Raw genomic sequence first — 19932 nt, forward strand, 5'->3', positions numbered from 1 at the left:
CGAGAAGCATGGTCATGGCGGTGGAAACCCCCAGCCGTAGCCCAGGAGGAGCAGCCGTTCTGGACAAGGCTCCGGAACAGGTCCGCAAGCGCTCGCCCCGGTACAAAGTGCTGCTTCACAACGACCCGGTCAATTCCATGGAGTATGTGGTCACCACCCTTCGCCAGGTGGTACCCCAGCTCAGTGAACAGGACTGCATGGCCGTGATGCTCGAGGCACACAACACAGGCGTGGGGCTTGTGATCGTCTGCGACCTGGAACCGGCCGAGTTTTACTGCGAAACGCTCAAGGGCAAAGGGCTCACCAGCACCATTGAGCCGGAGGAGTAATCGTTAAACCCATTGCCGAGGCCTGGGGTGGGCTGCTCGGCTTTCAACCTCGCTGGGTAGCGGCGATAGCCCTGATACCAGCGCTGTACGGGCTGGGATGGTTGATGGCACAACCCATCGCCTATGTGATGCCTGGTGCCTCAGCTTCCCGGCTGTCGCTGATCGGCACCGTCATCACCTTCATACTGTTCCTTCTGGTGATGCCCAGCTGGGTGCGTGAACGCTGGCGCAGTCGCCATCCGTGGCTGACTCTGGGGATTCGCAGCCGTCGTGGCGAGGCATCACCCACTGCCTGCCTGATCGAGGGTCTGCTGCGTTCCGCAGGCCTGCTGGCCCTGATCTGTCTGCCCTTACTGCTGGGATCCTGGGGACGCTGGCTCGGGGAACTCACTGCAGCGGATGCGCTCAATGCCTTGTTGCTCTGTTTCGGGCTCGGGCTCGCCGAAGAACTGGTTTTCAGAGGCTGGCTTTGGGGAGAGCTCAACGCACTCATGGGCCCGCGCGAAGCGGTGATCGGTCAGGCAGTGATCTTCAGCCTCGCGCACACCCGTTTTGATCAGGGCGTCCTGCCGATGCTCGGTCTGCTGACGGGTTTATTGCTGCTTGGTCTGATCCTCGCCGTGCAGAGGCGACTGGATGGTGGCTCGCTCTGGGGCTGCGTCGGCTTGCATGGCGGGCTGGTCGGCGGTTGGTTTGCGCTTCGATCCGGGTTGCTGCAGATGTCACCCAGTGCTCCGCAATGGCTGGTCGGTCCCGGTGCAGCCCATGCCAATCCCCTGGGTGGGCTGGTGGGAATCATCGCCCTGAGCATTCTGCTCTGGCGTCAGCTCACGGCCTTGGCCAGCGCGGCTCGCCCCTGAAGCGGTGCGCGGAGTGCCTCCTGCAGGGGTGCCACTCCGTAATCTCTCTCGAGCAGTGACATCACGGTCCGGCCGAAATCGGAAGGATCAAGATCAAAGGCCTCCAGACAGATCCTGCCGAACGTGCTTCCCATGGGTTCCGGGTTCCAGAGCAACTTGCGCGCCGTCCAGGGCATCATGCTCATTGGGTTGTAACCGGGTTTGATCAGGCCCTGGTCAAACCCGTATTGCTCCAGATGGGTATGAGGCTGCAAACCGATGAAGAAGATCGCGGGCTCAACAAGGTCTGCACCGAAGATGCGCTCCAGCTCACGGTGATAAGCAACCGTCTGACGAATCGTCTCCGGACGCTCGTCGATCACGTTGAACGAATAATTCACCGAAACGTGGTCACGAAAGCCGGCGTCCGCCAACATCCTGCAGCTGTCCAGCACGGTGCGCAGGTTGTAGCCCATGCGCATTTTGCGCACGAGCTCCTGGGAGCCTGAGGTGATGCCGATTTCGAAATAGCTCATTCCGGTCTCCACCATCAGCTGAGCCAGCTCGGGGTCAAGATTGTCAGCCCGGATGTAGGCAGCCCAGCGGATGTCGGTGAGACCCTCAGCCTTGATGGCCCGCAGCAGCTCCTTGGCATCCTCGATGTAGCGCTTGGCTGGAATGAATTGAGCGTCGGTGAACCAGAAACCTCGAACACCCCTGTCATAGAGCTGGCGCATCTCCGAAACCACTGCTTCAACAGGGTTCAGACGCACCTGCTTACCCTCCACAGCCGTGTAGACGCAGTAACAACAGTTATGGGGACAACCACGCTTCGTCTGGACTCCGACATAGAAGTCCCCGCCCTCGAGGTACCAATCGAGCTGAGGCCAGATCGAAGCGATGTAGTCGTAGTCGCATGCCGTTTTCGGTCGACTCTCCGGTTGCTCATGGATCAACCCCGGCCGAGGGGGTTCTCCGACCACGAAGCAACGCTCTCCGTCCAGTGAATGACCGAGCAGCAGTTTTTCCAGAAGAGGCTCGCCCTCTCCCACGGAAACGATTGTTCCTTTGGGAAGAGAACGGCCGAGCTGTTCGTAGAAAACACTGACTGCGCCTCCACCAAGCACGGCTCTGGCTTCAGGGCGATGGCGCCTGGCTCGACGGAGCCCTCTGCGTACCAGCGCCTGATTACGGGACAGTTCTCCGTAATGACTGGTCATCAGGCGAAGTCCACCGAGGGCACCGTGCAATCGCTTCAGCGGATTGCGTGCATAGAAGACTTCAAATGAATTCTGCAGAGGGTTGCCGCCCCGACCATCAACAGGGGCATAAATCTGAATGTCACGCCAGGAGAACACCAGCAGAGTGGGGCGGAACTGATCAATCGTGATCCGCAGAACCCTGTGCACGTCCAGAACCGGAAGCGCAGCCAGATCAAGGATTCGCTGCGGTACCCCGGGGAAGCATTTGTGCAGATGATCGGCCAGGTAGATGGGGCCAATCGGAAAAATCGGATTGCAAGGCAACCGAACCAGCAGCACCCTTTCGCCGGAAAGCTTTGGCTGAGGCAGGAGCTCAGGCGGATGCAGAAGGCCTTGCATGGGCTGGACGCTAACAACCACGCCTCTGAGAACGCCTGAGCGAGGTCTCAATGGTTCTTCATGTCGGCTTCATAAAGCAGGCGACATCTTGCGCAATGTTGCTTTACAATCGTTCTCGGCAGGGCTTCCTGCCCTTCCGTAACCGTCTCCTCGGAGACATTCTTTCCCGTTCTCATGACCACCACCATTCAGCAGCGCTCCGGCGCCAATGGCTGGCAGTCCTTCTGCGAGTGGGTCACCTCCACCAACAACCGCCTGTATGTGGGCTGGTTCGGTGTGCTGATGATCCCCACCCTGCTGGCTGCCACCACCTGCTTCATCGTTGCGTTCATCGCAGCACCCCCCGTCGACATCGACGGCATCCGTGAGCCCGTCGCCGGTTCACTGATCTACGGCAACAACATCATCTCCGGTGCTGTTGTGCCCTCCTCGAACGCCATCGGCCTTCACTTCTATCCCATCTGGGAAGCTGCCTCTCTCGACGAGTGGCTGTACAACGGCGGTCCTTACCAGCTGGTTGTCTTCCACTTCCTGATCGGCATCTTCTGCTACATGGGTCGCGAGTGGGAACTCTCCTACCGCCTCGGCATGCGCCCCTGGATCTGCGTTGCTTACAGCGCACCTGTGGCTGCTGCCTCCGCCGTGTTCCTGGTGTACCCCTTCGGTCAGGGTTCCTTCTCTGACGGCATGCCCCTGGGCATCTCCGGCACCTTCAACTTCATGTTGGTGTTCCAGGCCGAGCACAACATTCTGATGCACCCCTTCCACATGCTTGGTGTGGCTGGCGTCTTCGGTGGTTCACTGTTCTCCGCCATGCACGGTTCACTGGTGACCTCCTCCCTGGTCCGCGAGACCACCGAGAGCGAGTCCCAGAACTACGGCTACAAGTTCGGTCAAGAGGAAGAGACCTACAACATCGTGGCTGCCCACGGTTACTTCGGTCGCCTGATCTTCCAATACGCATCGTTCAACAACAGCCGCAGCCTGCACTTCTTCCTGGCTGCCTGGCCCGTTGTCGGCATCTGGTTCACCGCCCTGGGCGTGTCAACCATGGCCTTCAACCTGAACGGTTTCAACTTCAACCAGTCCATCCTTGATGGTCAGGGCCGTGTCCTGAACACCTGGGCTGATGTGCTGAACCGCGCCAACCTCGGCATGGAAGTCATGCACGAGCGCAACGCTCACAACTTCCCCCTCGACCTGGCTGCTGCTGAGTCCACTCCTGTGGCTCTGCAAGCTCCCGCCATCGGCTGAGGCTGAAGTCTCCAGAGATTCAGCTTTAGCTGAATCGGAAAGCCCCCTCTCACGAGGGGGCTTTTTAATGGTTTCTTATTCGACCACGGACACGATGAATCCTTAGGTGGATCCACGAGGGGACGTGGGGCGGACACAGAAACGTGCCTATCAAGAGATCAGACCCATCGAGCCAGTCATGGATATCAACCAGATGGCCCCGCAGCTGATCGGCCAATCGCTCTGGAACGGATGGCTCATGTTCTGGGCAACGCTGTGGCCTCTGGTGCTCGGTTTTTGCCTCTCGGGCTTGGTGCAGGCCTGTGCGAGCCGCAACGCCATGGAACGCGTGATGGGGTCACACAAGCCGGGTGCGATTCTGCGCGCCTCCGGGCTGGGAATGGTGTCGTCGTCCTGCTCCTACGCCGCCTCGGCCATGAGCAAAAACCTGTTCGCCAGAGGTGCCGACTTCATCACGGCCCAGGTGTTCATGATGGCTTCCACCAATCTGGTGCTGGAACTCGGACTCGTGCTGATTGTGCTGCTGGGCTGGCAATTTGCCGCAGCAGAGTTCATCGGGGGGCCACTGATGATCATTCTGCTGGCGTGGTGGGGAACCCTTCTGTTCCCGGTTCGCCTCACTCGACCTGTCCAGGAGAGGCTTCGGGAGAGCGCCCTCGCCAATGGCGCGGACGCTGGGTCGTCCAAACCGGAGCGTCTTGGAAGCAGGCTGCGCTCACCAGCGACCTGGGCCAACGCCGCCAGTTATGCACTGGCCGATCTGACCATGCTGCGCAAAGAGCTGCTGATCGGCTTTGTCGTCGCCGGCATGCTGAGCGCCCTGGTGCCGGACACTCTCTGGCGGATTGTGTTCATGCAGAACCAGGGGATCTGGACATCGATCCAGAACGCCTTGATTGCCCCCTTGATCGCCATCATCAGCTTCGTCTGCTCGGTCGGCAACGTTGCCATGGCTGCAGCTTTATGGACGGGTGGCGTGTCTTTCGGCGGCATGATTGCGTTCATCTTTGCGGATCTGATCACACTGCCGCTGCTGTTGATCTGCAGGAAGTACTACGGACCACGGCTGGCTTTGCGCATCTGCTCGGTCTTTGGCTGTTGATGTCATTCAGCGGTCTGGTCGTTGAGGGGCTGTTCCGCGTCTCAGGACTGATTCCTGAGACGCGGATCAATGCTGGTCAGACCCTCTCAATCGGCTGGAACAGCACCACATGGCTCAATCTCGTCGCCCTGAGCGTTCTGTTGATGGCGTGGTGGCTGGCGCACAACAAGGAGCGCTTCGGAGGCGGAGCTGGATATGCACTTGATCCGATCTGCGGAATGCAGGTGGAAAAAGCCAACGCTCCGGCCACGCGACAACGCAATGGCGAGCAGTTCTGGTTCTGCTCGGATCATTGTGCTGAGCACTTCGACCAGCAAGGCGAGCAGCACACGGGCCACTCTGAGATCAGCCAGGAGAATTGCAGTGAGGTTTCAAATCCAGACAGAGATCCCATCTGCGGAATGGACGTCAATCCTGAAAACCCGGCAGCCGGCGTGAACATGCCGAGGAAATGATTCTGTTCTGCAGCACACGCTGTGCAAAGCATTTCGATGAAGAGCCTGCGAGGTACGTGAAGGAATCAACAGATCCGATTTGCGGAATGACGGTCCACATCAAACCCTCCACGACACATCGACAGAAAGGTCAGATGCATGCATGGTTCTGCAGCACCCGATGCGCCGAAACTTTTGATTCCAGGGCCTGATCAGGCTGATGCAATCTCGCCAGTGCCCCAGTAACGGACCCGTGCTGGATGCAAGGCGATGTAGTCATCCACTGCAGCCTCAGCGGTCTGATCATTGGCCTGCAGCAGCAGATCCGACATCTCCTGATCGGGAAGATGAAAACGGGTGAGAAAGCCCGCAACATCCTGCATCTCCAGATCCAGCTGGGGACGACCGAGTGCATGAATCCACTCGATACCGCCGAACACACGCTGTGGGTCCTGAAGGAATCTCAGCCTGTAACGGGCGAACATCCAGTGCGGAGTCCAGCTGGTGACGATCACCCAACGCTGCTGACGAATCGCCTGATCGAGTACGGCTGTCATCGCAGCACTGCTCGATGACACCAGCTCCAAATCACTGAGGCCGTAACTCTTGAGTGCTTCAGCCGAAGCCTGATTCAGACCCGAACCGGGATCAATCCCCTGCACGCGGTTGTCGAACCGTGCCGCCAGGGAAGGATCGCGTAAATCAGGAATCGCAGAGAGCTCCGAGGCAGGCACGTAATCGGGGACCACCCACCCCAGACGGCCTGAATACATCGAGCCGAAGTCGACGACCCGATCACGCACCCGCCGGTAATAGTCACGGTGGGTCAACGGCAACCAGGCCATCAGCATCAGATCCAGATCACCGCGTGCAATTGAGGCGTACTGAATGCCGATGTCGGCGAGAACACGCTCAACACTTACGTCGTAGGCCTGCTGGATCACCCTCTGAGCCATGAGGCTCACCACCTCGGCATCAGCCCAGGGTGACCAGCCCAGACGCAGTGTGGGTCTCGCGGATGCGGAGCTGGGTAGCGAACCGCGTGAGGTCTGCATGCCTGCCGCTCCCGGCTTGGCTGAAGAACTCACGGGGGAGGATGACCCACTGAGCTTGACCAGGCTGGCGAAGGACATCCCAGCAATTCCAAGGCCTCCAAGCAGAAATGCCCGTCGTTGAAGCTCTCGACCGCTCATGCCGATCTCCACAGGGCCATCCAGCCACGCAGACGCGTCTGAAGTGACGATCCACGATGCCCCGCAAAGCTCTGACTGAGACGGTCGAGGATCACAGCCAGGATCACCACGGCGATGCCGCCCTCAAAGCCCATTCCCACATCAAGCTGCTGAATCCCGCGCAACACCACATCACCGAGACCTCCACCACCGATCATCGAAGCGATCACGACCATTGACAGAGACAACATGATCGTCTGATTCACACCGGTCATCACGGTGGGAATGGCATTGGGCATCTGCACCTTCCAGAGCAACTGTCGATCGCTGCAACCGAAGGAGCGTCCGGCTTCGATGAGATCATCCGGAACCTGAACGATTCCCAGATGCGTTAACCGGACCACCGGCGGCATGGCGAAGATCAGCGTTGCCAGGATTGAAGGAACCGAACCCGTGCTGAACAACATCACTGCCGGGATCAGATAGACGAAGGCCGGCATCGTCTGCATCAGATCAAGGCAAGGGCGCACCAAACGCCAGACCAGTCGTGAACGCGCCGAAAGGATGCCGAGCGGCAGACCGATCAACAGCGCCAGGCCGGATGCTGTCAGCACAAGCGAGAGGGTGGCAATCATCTCGCTCCACAGCGCCATGGAAAGCACAAGATTGAATCCGAGCAGAACGAACAACGCGAACCCGCCGTTGACTCGCCAGAAACCCAGTGCCGCCGTGATCAGGGCAAACAGCCAGGCCGGCGGCCACTCCAGCAGCCCTTCGGTCATGGAGACCAGGGCCAGCACCGACACCTTGAATACGTCAAACAGTGCCTGGGCGTTGGCCAGCAGCCACGCAACGGCCAGATCGATCCCCTGACCGAGCCAACCGGCTTGATGCGCTGCAGCGAGGATCAACATTGAGCCCCTCCCTCCATCGACAACAGAAGCTGGCGCGGACCGATCACTCCCAGCAACCGTCGTTGATCATCCAGCACCGGAACGGGATCGGAACTGGTTGCCACAACATCAATGGCATCCTTGACGGATGTACCCATGGACAAGCTTCTGACGGCACTCACGTCGACCCAGCCGAGATCTGCCTGGAGCAGTCCGCGCAGACGCTGCTGATGATCAGTCACATAGATCGTGGTGTCCCCGCGCTCAGGGAGGGGCTCACCCAATTCACACACCAGTTGCTGCTGGGGAAGCTGGGCAATGGAGTCCACGGTCAGGACCGAAGCCAGATCAACATCACGGAAAAAGCGCTTGACCGCATCATCGGCGGGATTGTGGAGCAACCTCTGAGCCGTATCGCATTGAAGAAGCCGTCCTGAATGCATCAGGGCGATGCGGTCACCGATCCTGATCGCCTCATCGAGATCATGGGAAATGAACACCACGGTGCGTCGGTGCTCCGCCTGCAGCTCCAGCAAAAGATTCTGCATATCCTTTCGAATTAGAGGATCCAGAGCGGAAAAGGCCTCATCCATCAGCAGGATCGGCGGGTCGAGAGCCAGAGCCCTGGCCAGGCCTACCCGCTGTTGCATGCCACCGGACAGCTCACGTGGCCGTTTTCTTGCTTCGCTGATGAGCCCGACACGCTCAAGGGCCTGCATGGCACGGTCATGACGTGCCTTGCGGGACAACCCTGCGACCTCGAGTCCAAAGGCCGCATTCTCGAGCACGTTGCGATGGGGGAAAAGGGCAAACGACTGAAAGACCATCGCCATCTGATGACGCCTCAGCTCTGCCAACTGCCGCACCGACATCGCATTGAGCGACCGGCCCTGAACAATGACATCACCCTCACAGGGGGGGATCAGTCCATTGATCATCCGCAGGAGGGTGGACTTACCAGAGCCGGAAAGCCCCATCACAACAAAGATCTCACCGGAGTGAATCTCCATGGAGACATCCTGGACAGCTGCACGCACTCCACGACTTGCATGCAGCTGATCAGCATCCCCACCTGATCGGAGCTCCTCAATCCATTCCGGCGAAGATCCGCCGAACAGCTTCCAGACCGACTCAATGGAGATCTCTGAGTGCACTTCAGAGCCTCCGCCCAAGCCTGAGCTGCTTATAGCAGTGGCTTGGGCTGCTGTTCACCGCTCGTGCACCAACGCTGAGCGGGATGAATGCTGCTACGCCTAGCTGACAGCAGTAAACGGCGTGATTAGGTTGCGGACTGAGCACTGTTCACCACTTCGAATCAGCTCAGAGGGTCGGTGACGAGCTGTCAGACAGCGCCGCTGCTGTCCTTCGCACTGCCCAACGCAGTAGACCCGCTCAGTAGAGGAACCGACTGGCATGACCACACTCAGAAGCCAAGCGTCAGCTGAATCCGGGGATGAGCAACGCTTCGGGCAGCGACCAGAGCGCGTCCGGGAAACCGACCACTATCAACAGGAGTACATCGAGCAATTTGCAGACCGATGGGATCGACTCATTGACTGGGATGCCAGAGAAGAAGCCGAGGGGAACTTCTTTGTGCGGTTACTGCATGAGCACGGTGCCCGATCGGTGCTGGATGTGGCCACAGGCACAGGCTTCCATTCGATCCGTCTTCTGCGCGAGGGCTTCGACGTGGTGAGTGTGGATGGCAGCCCCAACATGCTGGCCCGTGCTTTCAAGAACGCGCGGGAACGGGACCTGCTGATGCGCACGGTTCACGCGGACTGGCGTTTCCTGAATCGTGACATCCACGGCGAGTACGACGCTGTGATCTGTCTGGGCAACTCATTCACCCATCTGTTCCGCGAACGCGACCGTCGCAAGGCGCTGGCGGAGTATTACGCCGTGTTGAAGCACAACGGAATCCTGATTCTCGATCACCGCAACTATGACCGTCTGCTGGAGGGGACCTCCACCAGCGGCAAGAGCAATGTCTACTGCGGCAAGGATGTGGAGGTTGGTCCCGAACACGTCGACGACGGTCTGGCCCGTTTCCGCTACGCCTTCAGTGATGGAAGCACGTATCACCTGAACATGTTCCCGCTGCGCCACGGCTACGTGCGGCGTCTGATGCGGGAGGTGGGCTTCCAGAGAATCACCAGCTATGGCGACTATCAACGTGGGCATGATGATCCCGACTTCTACGTTCATGTCGCTGAAAAGGAGTATCTGTTCGACACCGATCTGACGGCGATCTGAGCGATGACAAGCACCTACTCCGACGCTGCCAGCACTGCCGCGAACTACTACGACAGTGATGACGCCGATCGCTTTTACGAAGGCATCTGGGGCGGCGAGGACATTCACATCGGCCTGTACGAGAGCGCCGAGGAGCCGATCGCAATCGCAAGCCGTCGCACTGTCGACGCGCTGATCGCACTGATGGGGGAGCCTCACTCCTCTGATGCATCTGCACCGTTGAGGGTTGTGGACTTCGGATCAGGCTACGGGGGAGCAGCCAGGCGACTCTGCGGAAGAGCTGAGATACGGGTGGATGCCATCAACATCTCAGCAGTTGAGAACAATCGACATCGGGCTCTCAATCAAGAGGCTGGTCTCTCTGAGCGAATCAGGGTTCACGATGCATCCTTCGAGGCGGTGCCGCTGCCCGATGGCTGTGCCGATGTGATCTGGAGTCAGGACGCGATTCTCCACTCCGGTGACCGCCGGACCGTGATGCGGGAAGCAGCACGTTTGCTGAAACCTGGCGGTGTGATGGTGATGACCGACCCCATGGCAGCCGATGGGGTCAATGCTGATTCGCTCACGGCGATTCTCGATCGCATTCACCTGGCGGATCTCGGATCGCCCGAGCGGTATCAGCACTGGGGCAGTGAAGCAGGTCTGACGCGTACGGCATGGCATGACCACACACCGATGCTGATTGAGCACTACAGCAGGGTCCGACTGGAATTGCGGCGGCGGCGCAAGGATCTGGAAAGCAGCATCACACCCGATTATCTGGAGCGGATGGACGCGGGGCTTGGCCATTGGGTTGATGGTGGCAAGGCAGGAAAACTCAGCTGGGGTTTAATGCGCTTCAGCAAACCACTGAAGTGATGGAGTCAATCTCAGAGACGTCCCCATCATCGAGCCACTCCCCGATGGAGGTTGTGGATCAACTGATCCAGGACTGGAACCTCGAGCCGCACCCAGAGGGCGGCTGGTTCCGCGAGCTGTATCGGAGCGGAGCGCTGATCACCCGTGCCGATGGCCAGCAACGGGCAGCCATCACGAGCATCCTCTACCTGCTGGACGCAGGGTCCAGAAGTCGCTGGCATGCGGTTCATCAGGCCGATGAGGTCTGGACCCATCTGCAGGGAACACCACTGAGTCTGTGGACGCTTGAACCGGGGGGAGGTCAGGCCGTTCAGCATGTGCTTTCGATGCATCATCCTGTTCACGTCGTGCCTGCAGGCCACTGGATGGCGGCACGTTCAGAAGGGCAGTACTCGCTGGTGAGCTGCTGTGTGGGGCCAGGCTTCGACTTCGCCGACTTTGAGATGCTGAGAGACAGGCCGACTTCTGAACAACCCTCAGGAGCCCTGAGCGAGCTGATCTGAGCTCTCTTACGCTCGAACGAGACAAGGCATTCCATTGGGCAGCAGTTTCGGCACCCTGTTCCGCATCAGCACCTTCGGAGAGTCCCATGGCGGAGGAGTCGGCGTGGTCCTGGAGGGTTGCCCGCCACGTCTTGAGCTCGACCTGGCTGCGCTCCAGGCCGAGCTGGACCGTCGCAAGCCAGGGCAGAGCAGAATCACCACACCACGCAAAGAAGCCGATCAGGTGGAGATCCTGAGCGGAGTGATGGATGGCCTGACCCTGGGAACACCAATCGCCATGGTGGTTCGCAACAAGGATCAGCGACCCCAGGATTACCAGGAGATGGAGGTTGCTTTTCGCCCCTCCCACGCCGATGCCACCTATCAGGCGAAATACGGGATTCAGGCCCGCAGTGGTGGAGGCAGGGCGTCGGCCCGCGAAACGATCGGCCGTGTGGCGGCTGGTGCCGTTGCCCGCCAGTTACTGAACAAGACCCACGGCACCGAGGTGGTGGCCTGGGTGCGACGCATCCACGATCTCGAAGCCACGGTGGATCTCAACGCAGTGAACCGAGAAGGGGTGGAAGCCAACATTGTGCGCTGTCCCGATGCTGCGATGGCCGATCGGATGATTAAACGGATTGAGGAAATCGGCCGCGACGGCGACTCCTGTGGAGGTCTGATCGAATGCGTTGTGCGCAAGCCTCCTGTTGGTCTGGGGATGCCCGTTTTCGACAAGCTGGAAGCGGATCTGGCCAAGGCGGTGATGTCGCTTCCCGCCACCAAAGGGTTTGAAATCGGCTCAGGTTTCGCCGGCACACGACTGAAAGGGAGCGAGCACAACGATGCTTTTCTGCCGAGTGATGAGGGGCGCCTGCGCACAGCCACCAACAATTCCGGCGGCATTCAGGGAGGCATCAGCAACGGCGAGCCAATTGTGATCCGGGTGGCATTCAAGCCAACTGCAACGATCCGCAAAGAGCAGCAGACAATCAACGATCGAGGACAGGCCACCACCCTCGCCGCAAAGGGCAGGCATGACCCATGCGTACTACCCAGGGCCGTGCCGATGGTGGAGGCAATGGTGAATCTGGTACTGGCTGATCACCTGCTCAGGCAGCAGGGTCAGTGCAGCCTCTGGTGAGGCTGCACGTTTTGGTTCAGCTGCGAGCCGGAGATGTGATGCCGCTGCCGCCGCCCAGCTGAGCTGCAGCCTTGGCCATACGTCCGGCAACGGACCCAGATGCCGATGACTTGGTGGCTTTGCGGGCACGACGGGCCGCGCGCGGCTTGCTTGCGGTACTCACCGATGCCGATGTTGTCGTTGTCTTTTTGGCAACCCGGGAGGAAGCCGGCTTTCGAGACGCAGTTTTCTTCGCGGAAGCCTTGGCGACCGAAGCTTTTGCTGCAGGAGACTTGGCTGCTGAAGCCTTCACTGCAGCACGCTTTTTCGCTGCAGGCTTTCGGGCCGCGGACTGGCGAACAGGCTTGCCTGTGGACTGACGGTTGCGATGGCTCAACACCATCACCCATTCTTCATCGCTGAGCGAAGACGGTTTGCTGCCATGGGCATTGGCCAACTTGGCGGCCTTTTCGATGTCCTGAATCAGATTGACCCAGGATGTTGAGAAACGCTTGTCGGACTGCGAGCGAGCACCGCTCTCAACGAGGGTCTCAACAACGCCTGCTGCTGTCACCTTCTTGCGACGTCTATTGAAAATTTCTTTCTGCAACTGAGCGATCAAAGCATCAGCTTTGTCGCTCAACTTGATGGATAGCTGAGACATCGTGCCCATAACATCTCTCTTATCTGTAGCAGATGGGTCTCATCACTACCACTCATGCGTCGATCCAGGCGGCAAGGGAGGGATCAAAACCATCCTTTTCGAACACAGTGCGACCGAGAGCAATGGCGTCATATCCCGCTGCCAGCCAGTGGCAGAGGTCACAGGCGCGTAAACCTCCAGCTGCAATCATGAAGGGGAGATTGCCCATCGGCGCAGCGATCTGGCGATAAAACTGCCGACCCAGCACGCTTGCTGGAAACAACTTCACCAAACGGCAACCCAGATCGCAGGCCTGTCGAATTTCAGAGGGCGTCATCACACCCGGCACCAGCAAGAAGCCGAGCTGATCGGCTCTCTGCTGTAACTCCGCATGCAACAGCGGCGACATGGCATAGCTGAAACCAAGCTCCGCCACCTGCTGGAGAGCCGACTGCTGCGTGATCGATGCAGCTCCTAAAGACAGACGTGGGTGGCGTGACCTCGCTGCCATCACAAGATCGCACCAGCGAGGATGTTCAATCCAGGCGATTTCTACATGCTGAACACCCGCCTCGACAAGCTGATCCAGCTGACAAAAGAGACGGGTGATCGCAAAGTCTGAATCCAGATCATCGAGGTCTGGGCGCAGAACAACAAGCAAGGGCTGGATCCGCAGTGAGCGGATCAAGCCCTCCTCACAATCAGACGTATTCGGCAATACGGACATCGCTGCGGATCAGCAGCTCCTGGAATTCTTCAGCATCCACTGTTTCCTGATCCACAAGCATTTCGGCGAGTTCGTCGAGCACAGGACGGTTATCGACAAGAACCTTCGTGGCACGTCTGTAAGCCAGAGCCACAAGATCGGAGACTTCCTCGTCGATGGTGGCAGCGGTGTCTTCCGAGAAATCACGTTCAGCAGCGATGTCACGCCCAAGGAACATGCCCCCCTGGGATCGGCCAAGAGCAACTGGCCCAAGCTTGTCACTCATACCGAACCGGGTGATCATCTGTCTCGCAGTTGAAGCGACCTGCTGAAGGTCGTTGGAAGCACCGGTGGTGACTTCATCTTCTCCGTAGACGATCTCTTCGGCGACACGCCCCCCTAGCGCAACGGCCATCTGATTCTGGAGGTAAGTGCGGGAATAGAGGCCTGACTCCATACGCTCTTCACTGGGTGTGAAGAAGGTCAGTCCTCCGGCGTTTCCACGCGGAATGATTGAAATCTTCTGAACAGGGTCGTAATCGGGCATCAGTGCACCGACAAGCGCATGTCCGGCTTCGTGATAGGCAACAAGACGCTTGCGTCGATCACTCATCACGCTGTCCTTCTTCTCAGGACCGGCCATGACACGCTCAATGGCATCGCTGATTTCATCGTTGCTGACTTCGCTCAGATCACGACGGGCCGCGAGAATGGCCGCCTCGTTCAACAGGTTGGAGAGGTCTGCACCCGTGTAACCGGGGGTACGTCGCGCGACCTTGTCGAGATCGACATCTTTGGACAGTGTCTTTCCACGGGCATGCACCCCGAGAATCTGCAGTCGACCTGCATAGTCGGGACGGTCCACCGTGACCTGGCGATCAAAACGACCAGGACGCATCAGCGCTGAATCGAGGACATCCGGACGGTTGGTGGCAGCAACAATGATGATGCCGGTGTTTCCCTCAAAACCATCCATCTCAGTGAGCAGCTGATTGAGTGTCTGCTCGCGCTCATCATTTCCACCGCCCATGCCGGCTCCGCGCTGACGACCGACCGCATCAATCTCGTCGATGAAGACGATGCAGGGCGCGTTTTTCTTGGCCTGCTCGAACAGATCACGGACCCTGCTTGCGCCGACTCCGACAAACATCTCGACGAACTCCGAGCCGGAGATCGAAAAGAAAGGGACGTTAGCTTCTCCAGCCACAGCCTTTGCCAGCAGAGTTTTGCCGGTACCGGGAGGCCCAACTAACAGCACACCCTTCGGAATCTTCGCCCCAACAGCGGTGAATCGGTCAGGGTTTTTGAGGAAGTCGACCACCTCGGTGAGTTCGAGCTTGGCGCCTTCAATCCCTGCAACATCGCCGAAGGTGATTTGCGTGGAAGGCTCCATTTGCACACGGGCCTTGCTCTTCCCGAAATTCATGGCGGGATTGCCGCCACCACCACCGGACTGAGCACGTCGGAAGAGGAAGAACAACCCTCCCAGCAGCAACAAGGGGAAGATCAGACTCGACGCAGCCTGCTGCCAGGCACCTGGCTGACGCGAAGGCTGGACAGCGATATCAACGTTGTGATCAGTCAGCAGCTTCAGAAGATCCTTGTCGGGAGCAAGGTTCACTTCGGCGCGTCTTCCATCGGTCTCGACGACCTGGGCGGTGCCTCGATCGGGGGAAAGAAGCACTCTGCTGACCTGGTCTTCCTGAACCCGTTCAACAAAATCGCTGTAGCGGAGGGAGCGTGCCTCCGGCTGAGGACCGCCGGCACCACCGAAGAAAGCTGGTGCAATCACGACGATTGCTAGCACTAGGAGGGCACCAAGGCCGATGTTCCGCCAACGTTTGTTCAAGGGTCTTTCGCCTCTGATGAAGGAATGTTAATAGGAAGCTGAGAGCTCAGGCGGACCGGAGCACATCAACAACGCTCTTGAAGGCGAACCACTCAGGGATCTCTTCACCGCTGCGCAGCATCTTGCGGAACTGAGTCCCGCTGAGTTTCTTCACGTGCAGCCCTCTGGCCTCGGCATGTTCCGCTGTGACGTAACCCTCCTCTTCGGTGAAAACGAGGTTGAGAGACGGCACCGTCTCCATTGTGAGCTCGGGCGCGCACTCCTTGGCAAAGTTCTGAGCGTCATAGGGGCCATAGAAGTCATCACCGCTCAGGGATGACTTACAGCCGGCCATATCGCGACCGATGATGAAGTGGGTGCATCCGTAGTTACGGCGAATGATCATGTGCTGCAACGCCTCCCGCGGACCAGCCATGTGCATGGCATAGGGGAGGTAGGCCCAGCGGATCCTGGAATTATCGACTTCGGCGGCCAGTCGCTCGTAGGTCTGGAATCGCACTGCGCCGGGAATGTCATCCTGCTGCGTTGGACCACAGGTGGGGTGGACCAGCACCACAGCGTTTTCACTGACATTGCTGGCATGCAGTGCTCTTGTGAACAGCTCGTAGTGGGCTCTGTGAATGGGATTGCGGCACTGGAAGGCCACGACGTCTTCGCCTTCGGGCAGGCCAGCCCGGACCTCAGCTGGAGTCTTGCAGGGGAACACGCGGGAGGGCAGTTCCAGGCCCTGAATCAAGCCCCCCAGATAGAAGCGACGGCGCTCAGTGGCGATCATGCGCACCGCCGGATGTTCCAGCGACGTGGTGCCGTAGCACCCCTTGGCTTCGGTGACCTTGTCAGGTTCCCATTTGTCCTCCACGGTGAGCACCGCAAGCTCCTGGCCCTTGTAGGTGAGAAGAACCTTTTCTCCGACAGTGATGTCCTCACGATCGGTGTCCATCACAATCGGCAGGCCGAACAGATATCCAGAGGTGGTTCGGTGCCCTGCCACCACCGCGTCGTAATCGGCCTGGTGCATGAAGCCCCTCTCCGGGGAAAAGCCTCCCACCACAAGCAGCTCCACGTCACAGGCATTGCGATCGGAGCATTCGATACGGGTGGTGGCAGAGGCCTTCAGGGCAGCCTTCTCAGCTTCAGGAGCCATCAGGTCCACGAGAGTGCCGCCGTAGGGGGCGATGAGGCCGGCCTGAGATGACGAAGTGCTGGCAGACATGAAAAGCCGTGGAGCGTTGGAGAACGCGATTATCCCAGACAGCAGGCCGTGGATTCAGCCACGATCACGCACAAAAAAAGGGGCCTCAGCCCCTTTCAATTAATGAATCGTTCGAGTGAATCAGGATTCCTCGAGCTGCCCGTAAAGCTCCCCGGTGATCTTGACGTCGACAACTTCTCGGCCTCCCATATCAGAGTCGGAAGGCTGGATTGCAGAGAACACTCCCGCAAATTCACCGGTCTCGGGGTCGACACGTGTAATGGAAAGACTCATCACACCCTGACCGTCGATGTAGCGCTTTTTGTTTTCCTTATCGAGCTTCTGATAGTCACCGCCGAGACCGATCAGACCCTGTGGGTAGTCCACACCGGTGGTCAGAGCACGACCTTTGGGGTCAATGAAATTGCTTGTGCGGTAGCTGGGAGTCCGGTATTCACCCTCGAAATCAGTGCTGGTGGTGATGGCGGCACCTTCAGCTTCGGCCTGGAGGTTTTTGCTGGAGAACGTGAATGGGAATTCCTCTCCACCTGGAACCAGAACGGTGATGGGCTGGAAGTCGATGCCGCCCTCCTCTTTGAACGTGAGACCGTTTTCATCAACAGCGAGATCTCCATACACCTGATCAAGGCTTGAGGTGTAGCGGGTGAGGATCTTGCCCTCAACAAACTGAGCTTCCTGACGCTTGTTGGCAGGCTCACCTTTGATGAAGACCTGACTGGGATGCATGCAGATAGCTCTCAGCTGGTAATCATTGCCAGGAGTGAGCGGGATGGAGCCACGGGCGGATTCGGGAAGCGTTGGGCAATCGTTCGCCTTGCCGGTGTTACGGATGTCGTCGTACGTGATGTTGGAACGGTCAACAGCCTCAGCACCCCCGCTGCAGGCAGTGACGAAGGTCAGACAGAAAGCCAGCACAAGGGCCAGCAGAGGACGGATGCGCATGGAGGAAAAGCCGAAACGCCGGCTGTTGACGATGTCCACCGGACAGGCGGATCCTACAGGTGTCAAACGACCGTTCCGGGCAGCGTTTCGCACGTCTCAACAACGTGAAGCGTTCTCCAGGCATCGAGACGGCATCGAAACCACTCCGAGCAAGCTGTCACCGCTGCTGCAGAGGCTGTTGTGCGACCTGACAGCCAGCCACCAAGACATTCACAGGACGTTGATGTCCAGGAGCGAGCCCGGACAACATCTACGGCTGTTCGCACACCTGGAAGCAACGAAACAAAGGCCAACTGGCCAGCATCCCTGGGCCTGTAACCGAGCACGTTGATCGATCGGCCGGAACTGGATCCGGCCGATATGGCTGCTTGATCGCCGTGATGGCTGCCCTGTTTTGAATCCAGAATCAAGCGTCTTTCTGACCGGAGGCGTGTTCAGAAGACTGTTGGAGCTCAAGCAATCGATCGAGCAACCGGTGAGACAACACGAGCTTGCTTTCGAGTGGACAGATTTGATGGCGATGCCCGGGGCCCAGCAGCCAGCCTGAGTTCTGATCGCTGTCGAGACCCTGTCCTGGACGGTCGACAGGATTGACCATCAACAGATCGCATCCCTTGCTCTGAAGCTTGCGGCGACCATGTTCAAGCAGTTGCTCATCGGTTCCTGTCAGGGCAGCGAAACCCAGCACCGTCTGCCCCGCAGGCCGCCTCCTGACAAGGCCCTGGAGCAGGTCCGGCACGAGTTCCCAGCCACCCTCAATCGACTCAACCAGCTTGTCTTTCGGCAACTTCTCAACATCAACAGCACTTGTCCGACGCAAATCAGCAACAGCAGCGCACATCAACACTGCATCTGCCTTCGGCTGCAGTTGTCGAAGCAGATCGTCCATGGCGGCACTCCCAACCACTGCATGGCAGTCCAGGCCTTCCAGCCAGGACGGAGAAACCTGCAGCGGGCCATGCACCAGGTCAACGGTGGCACCTCTCAGATGAGCGGCCTGAGCAAGCAATACACCCATGCGGCCGCTGCTGCGATTGGAAAAGACCCTGACGCTGTCCAAAGATTCCAAGGTCGGTCCAGCACTGACCAGCACATGTCGTCCACGCCAGTCGGACTTGAGCAGGCCCTCGGCATCGGCTTGCAAGAGGGCACTGGCCGCAGCCAGCTCAATCCTCACGGGATCTGCCATGCGTCCGGTGCCGAGACGATCACAGGCGAGCAGACCGCCCTCAGGAGCAAGAGGCAGCACGCGGGGATCGTCCAACAGATGCCGCCAGTTGCGCTGCACCGCTGAATGTCTCCACATTGCTGTGTTCATGGCTGGAGCCGCCACAATCGGGCACTCACAAGCCAGCAGCAGACTGGCCAGCAGTCCGTCGCCATCACCCTGAACCCACCGGGAGAGTGATGTTGCACTCAGAGGAGCCACAACAAGGAGATCCGCCCATTCAGCAAGCTCGATATGCAGCGGTCGCGGTCGCCCGGGGTCCCACTGGTCCTTGTCCTGGAAGCAGGGGTGACGACTGAGCGTCGCCAGCGCGACCGGACTCACCAAACGGGCAGCACTTGCGGTGATGACACAGCGAACCTGAGCTCCAGCCTGCACGAGAGCACTGACCAGCAGCGGAGTCTTGACAGCCGCAATGCTTCCCGAAGCAGCCACAAGCACACGTTGTCCCTTCAGCAGCCCCTGCATCGGCTCAGTCCTCGTCGAAGGGTTCCTGATCGATCAGATGAGCGTATGGAGCAGTGAGTTCGGGTCGATGAATGGCGAGAGCTCGTAACAAGTGCCAGTCACTGAGGCCTTCAAATGGGGTTGGGTAGTCGTCGTACTCCAGACGGCGCGCCAGCATTGCCACCGATGCCTCATCAAAAGAAGCCAATCGCTCCGGAGTAATCAGCATGCAGGCACGAAGCGCTGATGTTTATTTTGCCTTCGAATGCTTTGGAAAACAGGAGCTAAGTTGCCCAGTCCGGGGAATTAGCTCAGCTGGTAGAGCGCTGCGATCGCACCGCAGAGGTCAGGGGTTCGAATCCCCTATTCTCCATCAGGATTGACAAGAACAAGGTTGAACTGGAGTGCTGAAGCTGAGAAGTCGCTCAAGGAAGTTCCCTTTTTTGTGCGACCGGCAGTTCGCCGAAGAATCGAATCAATGGCTGAGGAGTGCCAGCTTGACTGCATCGACTCAACGTTTTACGCCGAGGCCAGGGCGAAGTTTGCAAAGCGCTGAAC

22 protein-coding genes and 1 tRNA gene are annotated in these 19932 nt (G+C 58.9%); 12 read left to right on the plus strand and 11 right to left on the minus strand.

Annotated features, from left to right (window positions below; translation table 11 throughout):
- The first annotated feature begins 8 nt into the window (after positions 1-8).
- Positions 9-329, plus strand: a complete 321-nt coding sequence (clpS, locus tag SIB83_RS05315) for an ATP-dependent Clp protease adapter ClpS (RefSeq protein WP_413403978.1) — start codon at positions 9-11, stop codon at positions 327-329.
- Positions 330-433: 104 nt separating this feature from the next.
- Positions 434-1189, plus strand: a complete 756-nt coding sequence (locus tag SIB83_RS05320; RefSeq protein ID WP_413746974.1) for a type II CAAX prenyl endopeptidase Rce1 family protein — start codon at positions 434-436, stop codon at positions 1187-1189.
- Here the strand turns inward: SIB83_RS05320 and SIB83_RS05325 are convergent.
- Positions 1153-2769: a photosystem II high light acclimation radical SAM protein gene (locus SIB83_RS05325; protein WP_413746975.1), complete on the minus strand. Its 1617-nt coding sequence runs from the start codon at positions 2767-2769 to the stop codon at positions 1153-1155. The two genes, SIB83_RS05320 and SIB83_RS05325, sit on opposite strands and share 37 nt — an antisense overlap.
- 174 nt (positions 2770-2943) lie before the next feature.
- On the opposite strand from SIB83_RS05325, the gene psbA reads away from it, so the two are divergent.
- The 3 genes from psbA to SIB83_RS05340 all read left to right on the plus strand — a co-directional run bounded on the left by psbA (position 2944) and on the right by SIB83_RS05340 (position 5580).
- Positions 2944-4023 carry a photosystem II q(b) protein gene (psbA, locus tag SIB83_RS05330; RefSeq protein ID WP_007100687.1) on the plus strand — a complete coding sequence of 360 codons (1080 nt, stop codon included), beginning with the start codon at positions 2944-2946 and terminating at the stop codon, positions 4021-4023.
- 178 nt (positions 4024-4201) lie between these two features.
- Positions 4202-5125 (plus strand): permease, encoded by a 924-nt coding sequence (locus SIB83_RS05335; protein ID WP_413746976.1) that lies wholly within the window; start codon positions 4202-4204, stop codon positions 5123-5125.
- Positions 5125-5580 carry a YHS domain-containing protein gene (locus SIB83_RS05340; RefSeq protein ID WP_413746977.1) on the plus strand — a complete coding sequence of 152 codons (456 nt, stop codon included), beginning with the start codon at positions 5125-5127 and terminating at the stop codon, positions 5578-5580. The genes SIB83_RS05335 and SIB83_RS05340 overlap by 1 nt, the downstream gene beginning before the upstream one ends.
- 191 nt (positions 5581-5771) lie before the next feature.
- Here the strand turns inward: SIB83_RS05340 and SIB83_RS05345 are convergent, their stop codons facing one another.
- The 3 genes from SIB83_RS05345 to SIB83_RS05355 are packed head-to-tail and all read right to left on the minus strand — an operon-like array spanning position 5772 to position 8796.
- Positions 5772-6752: a glycine betaine ABC transporter substrate-binding protein gene (locus SIB83_RS05345; protein WP_413746978.1), complete on the minus strand. Its 981-nt coding sequence runs from the start codon at positions 6750-6752 to the stop codon at positions 5772-5774.
- A complete protein-coding gene (locus SIB83_RS05350) occupies positions 6749-7645 on the minus strand; it encodes an ABC transporter permease (RefSeq protein ID WP_413746979.1) in 897 nt (298 codons plus the stop codon). The genes SIB83_RS05345 and SIB83_RS05350 overlap by 4 nt, the downstream gene beginning before the upstream one ends.
- Positions 7639-8796 carry a quaternary amine ABC transporter ATP-binding protein gene (locus SIB83_RS05355; protein ID WP_413746980.1) on the minus strand — a complete coding sequence of 386 codons (1158 nt, stop codon included), beginning with the start codon at positions 8794-8796 and terminating at the stop codon, positions 7639-7641. The genes SIB83_RS05350 and SIB83_RS05355 overlap by 7 nt, the downstream gene beginning before the upstream one ends.
- Before the next feature lie 241 nt (positions 8797-9037).
- On the opposite strand from SIB83_RS05355, the gene SIB83_RS05360 reads away from it, so the two are divergent.
- Genes SIB83_RS05360 through aroC form a run of 4 tightly spaced genes read left to right on the plus strand, consistent with a single transcriptional unit; the run spans position 9038 to position 12367 of the window.
- Complete coding sequence (locus tag SIB83_RS05360) at positions 9038-9880, plus strand: class I SAM-dependent methyltransferase (RefSeq protein ID WP_413403994.1); 843 nt, start codon at positions 9038-9040, stop codon at positions 9878-9880.
- Positions 9881-9883: 3 nt separating this feature from the next.
- Entirely contained in the window at positions 9884-10741 is an 858-nt protein-coding gene (locus SIB83_RS05365; RefSeq protein ID WP_413403996.1) for an SAM-dependent methyltransferase, read from the plus strand.
- Positions 10741-11244, plus strand: coding sequence for a cupin domain-containing protein (locus SIB83_RS05370; RefSeq protein ID WP_413746981.1), 504 nt, complete (start codon positions 10741-10743; stop codon positions 11242-11244). The genes SIB83_RS05365 and SIB83_RS05370 overlap by 1 nt, the downstream gene beginning before the upstream one ends.
- A gap of 34 nt (positions 11245-11278) precedes the next feature.
- On the plus strand, positions 11279-12367 hold the full coding sequence (gene aroC / locus SIB83_RS05375; RefSeq protein WP_413404000.1) for a chorismate synthase: 1089 nt from the start codon (positions 11279-11281) through the stop codon (positions 12365-12367).
- Between the two features lie 16 nt (positions 12368-12383).
- Here the strand turns inward: aroC and SIB83_RS05380 are convergent, their stop codons facing one another.
- The 5 genes from SIB83_RS05380 to psbO form a co-directional block, all read right to left on the minus strand.
- Positions 12384-13010, minus strand: coding sequence for a hypothetical protein (locus SIB83_RS05380; RefSeq protein WP_413746982.1), 627 nt, complete (start codon positions 13008-13010; stop codon positions 12384-12386).
- 52 nt (positions 13011-13062) lie between these two features.
- A complete protein-coding gene (locus SIB83_RS05385; RefSeq protein WP_413746983.1) occupies positions 13063-13677 on the minus strand; it encodes a bifunctional 4-hydroxy-2-oxoglutarate aldolase/2-dehydro-3-deoxy-phosphogluconate aldolase in 615 nt (204 codons plus the stop codon).
- 13 nt (positions 13678-13690) lie between these two features.
- Positions 13691-15544 (minus strand): ATP-dependent metallopeptidase FtsH/Yme1/Tma family protein, encoded by a 1854-nt coding sequence (ftsH3, locus tag SIB83_RS05390; RefSeq protein WP_413404006.1) that lies wholly within the window; start codon positions 15542-15544, stop codon positions 13691-13693.
- Between the two features lie 46 nt (positions 15545-15590).
- Positions 15591-16757 carry a sulfate adenylyltransferase gene (gene sat, locus SIB83_RS05395; RefSeq protein WP_413746984.1) on the minus strand — a complete coding sequence of 389 codons (1167 nt, stop codon included), beginning with the start codon at positions 16755-16757 and terminating at the stop codon, positions 15591-15593.
- A 120-nt stretch (positions 16758-16877) separates the two neighbouring features.
- Complete coding sequence (psbO, locus tag SIB83_RS05400; protein WP_413406110.1) at positions 16878-17699, minus strand: photosystem II manganese-stabilizing polypeptide; 822 nt, start codon at positions 17697-17699, stop codon at positions 16878-16880.
- A 31-nt stretch (positions 17700-17730) separates the two neighbouring features.
- Between psbO and SIB83_RS05405 the strand changes: the two genes are divergently transcribed.
- Positions 17731-18030 carry a hypothetical protein gene (locus SIB83_RS05405; RefSeq protein ID WP_413404010.1) on the plus strand — a complete coding sequence of 100 codons (300 nt, stop codon included), beginning with the start codon at positions 17731-17733 and terminating at the stop codon, positions 18028-18030.
- 75 nt (positions 18031-18105) lie between these two features.
- Here SIB83_RS05405 and coaBC read toward each other — a convergent pair whose 3' ends face one another.
- Complete coding sequence (gene coaBC, locus SIB83_RS05410; protein WP_413746985.1) at positions 18106-19395, minus strand: bifunctional phosphopantothenoylcysteine decarboxylase/phosphopantothenate--cysteine ligase CoaBC; 1290 nt, start codon at positions 19393-19395, stop codon at positions 18106-18108.
- Positions 19396-19399: 4 nt separating this feature from the next.
- On the minus strand, positions 19400-19603 hold the full coding sequence (locus tag SIB83_RS05415) for a DUF2555 domain-containing protein (protein WP_186492778.1): 204 nt from the start codon (positions 19601-19603) through the stop codon (positions 19400-19402).
- A 71-nt stretch (positions 19604-19674) separates the two neighbouring features.
- Here SIB83_RS05415 and SIB83_RS05420 point away from each other — a divergent pair.
- Positions 19675-19747, plus strand: a tRNA-Ala gene (locus SIB83_RS05420).
- A 72-nt stretch (positions 19748-19819) separates the two neighbouring features.
- Positions 19820-19930 carry a hypothetical protein gene (locus tag SIB83_RS05425; RefSeq protein ID WP_413745421.1) on the plus strand — a complete coding sequence of 37 codons (111 nt, stop codon included), beginning with the start codon at positions 19820-19822 and terminating at the stop codon, positions 19928-19930.
- The last annotated feature ends 2 nt before the right edge of the window (positions 19931-19932 follow it).

This window comes from Synechococcus sp. MIT S9507 (assembly GCF_047304715.1).
Classification (GTDB): Bacteria; Cyanobacteriota; Cyanobacteriia; order PCC-6307; family Cyanobiaceae; genus Synechococcus_C.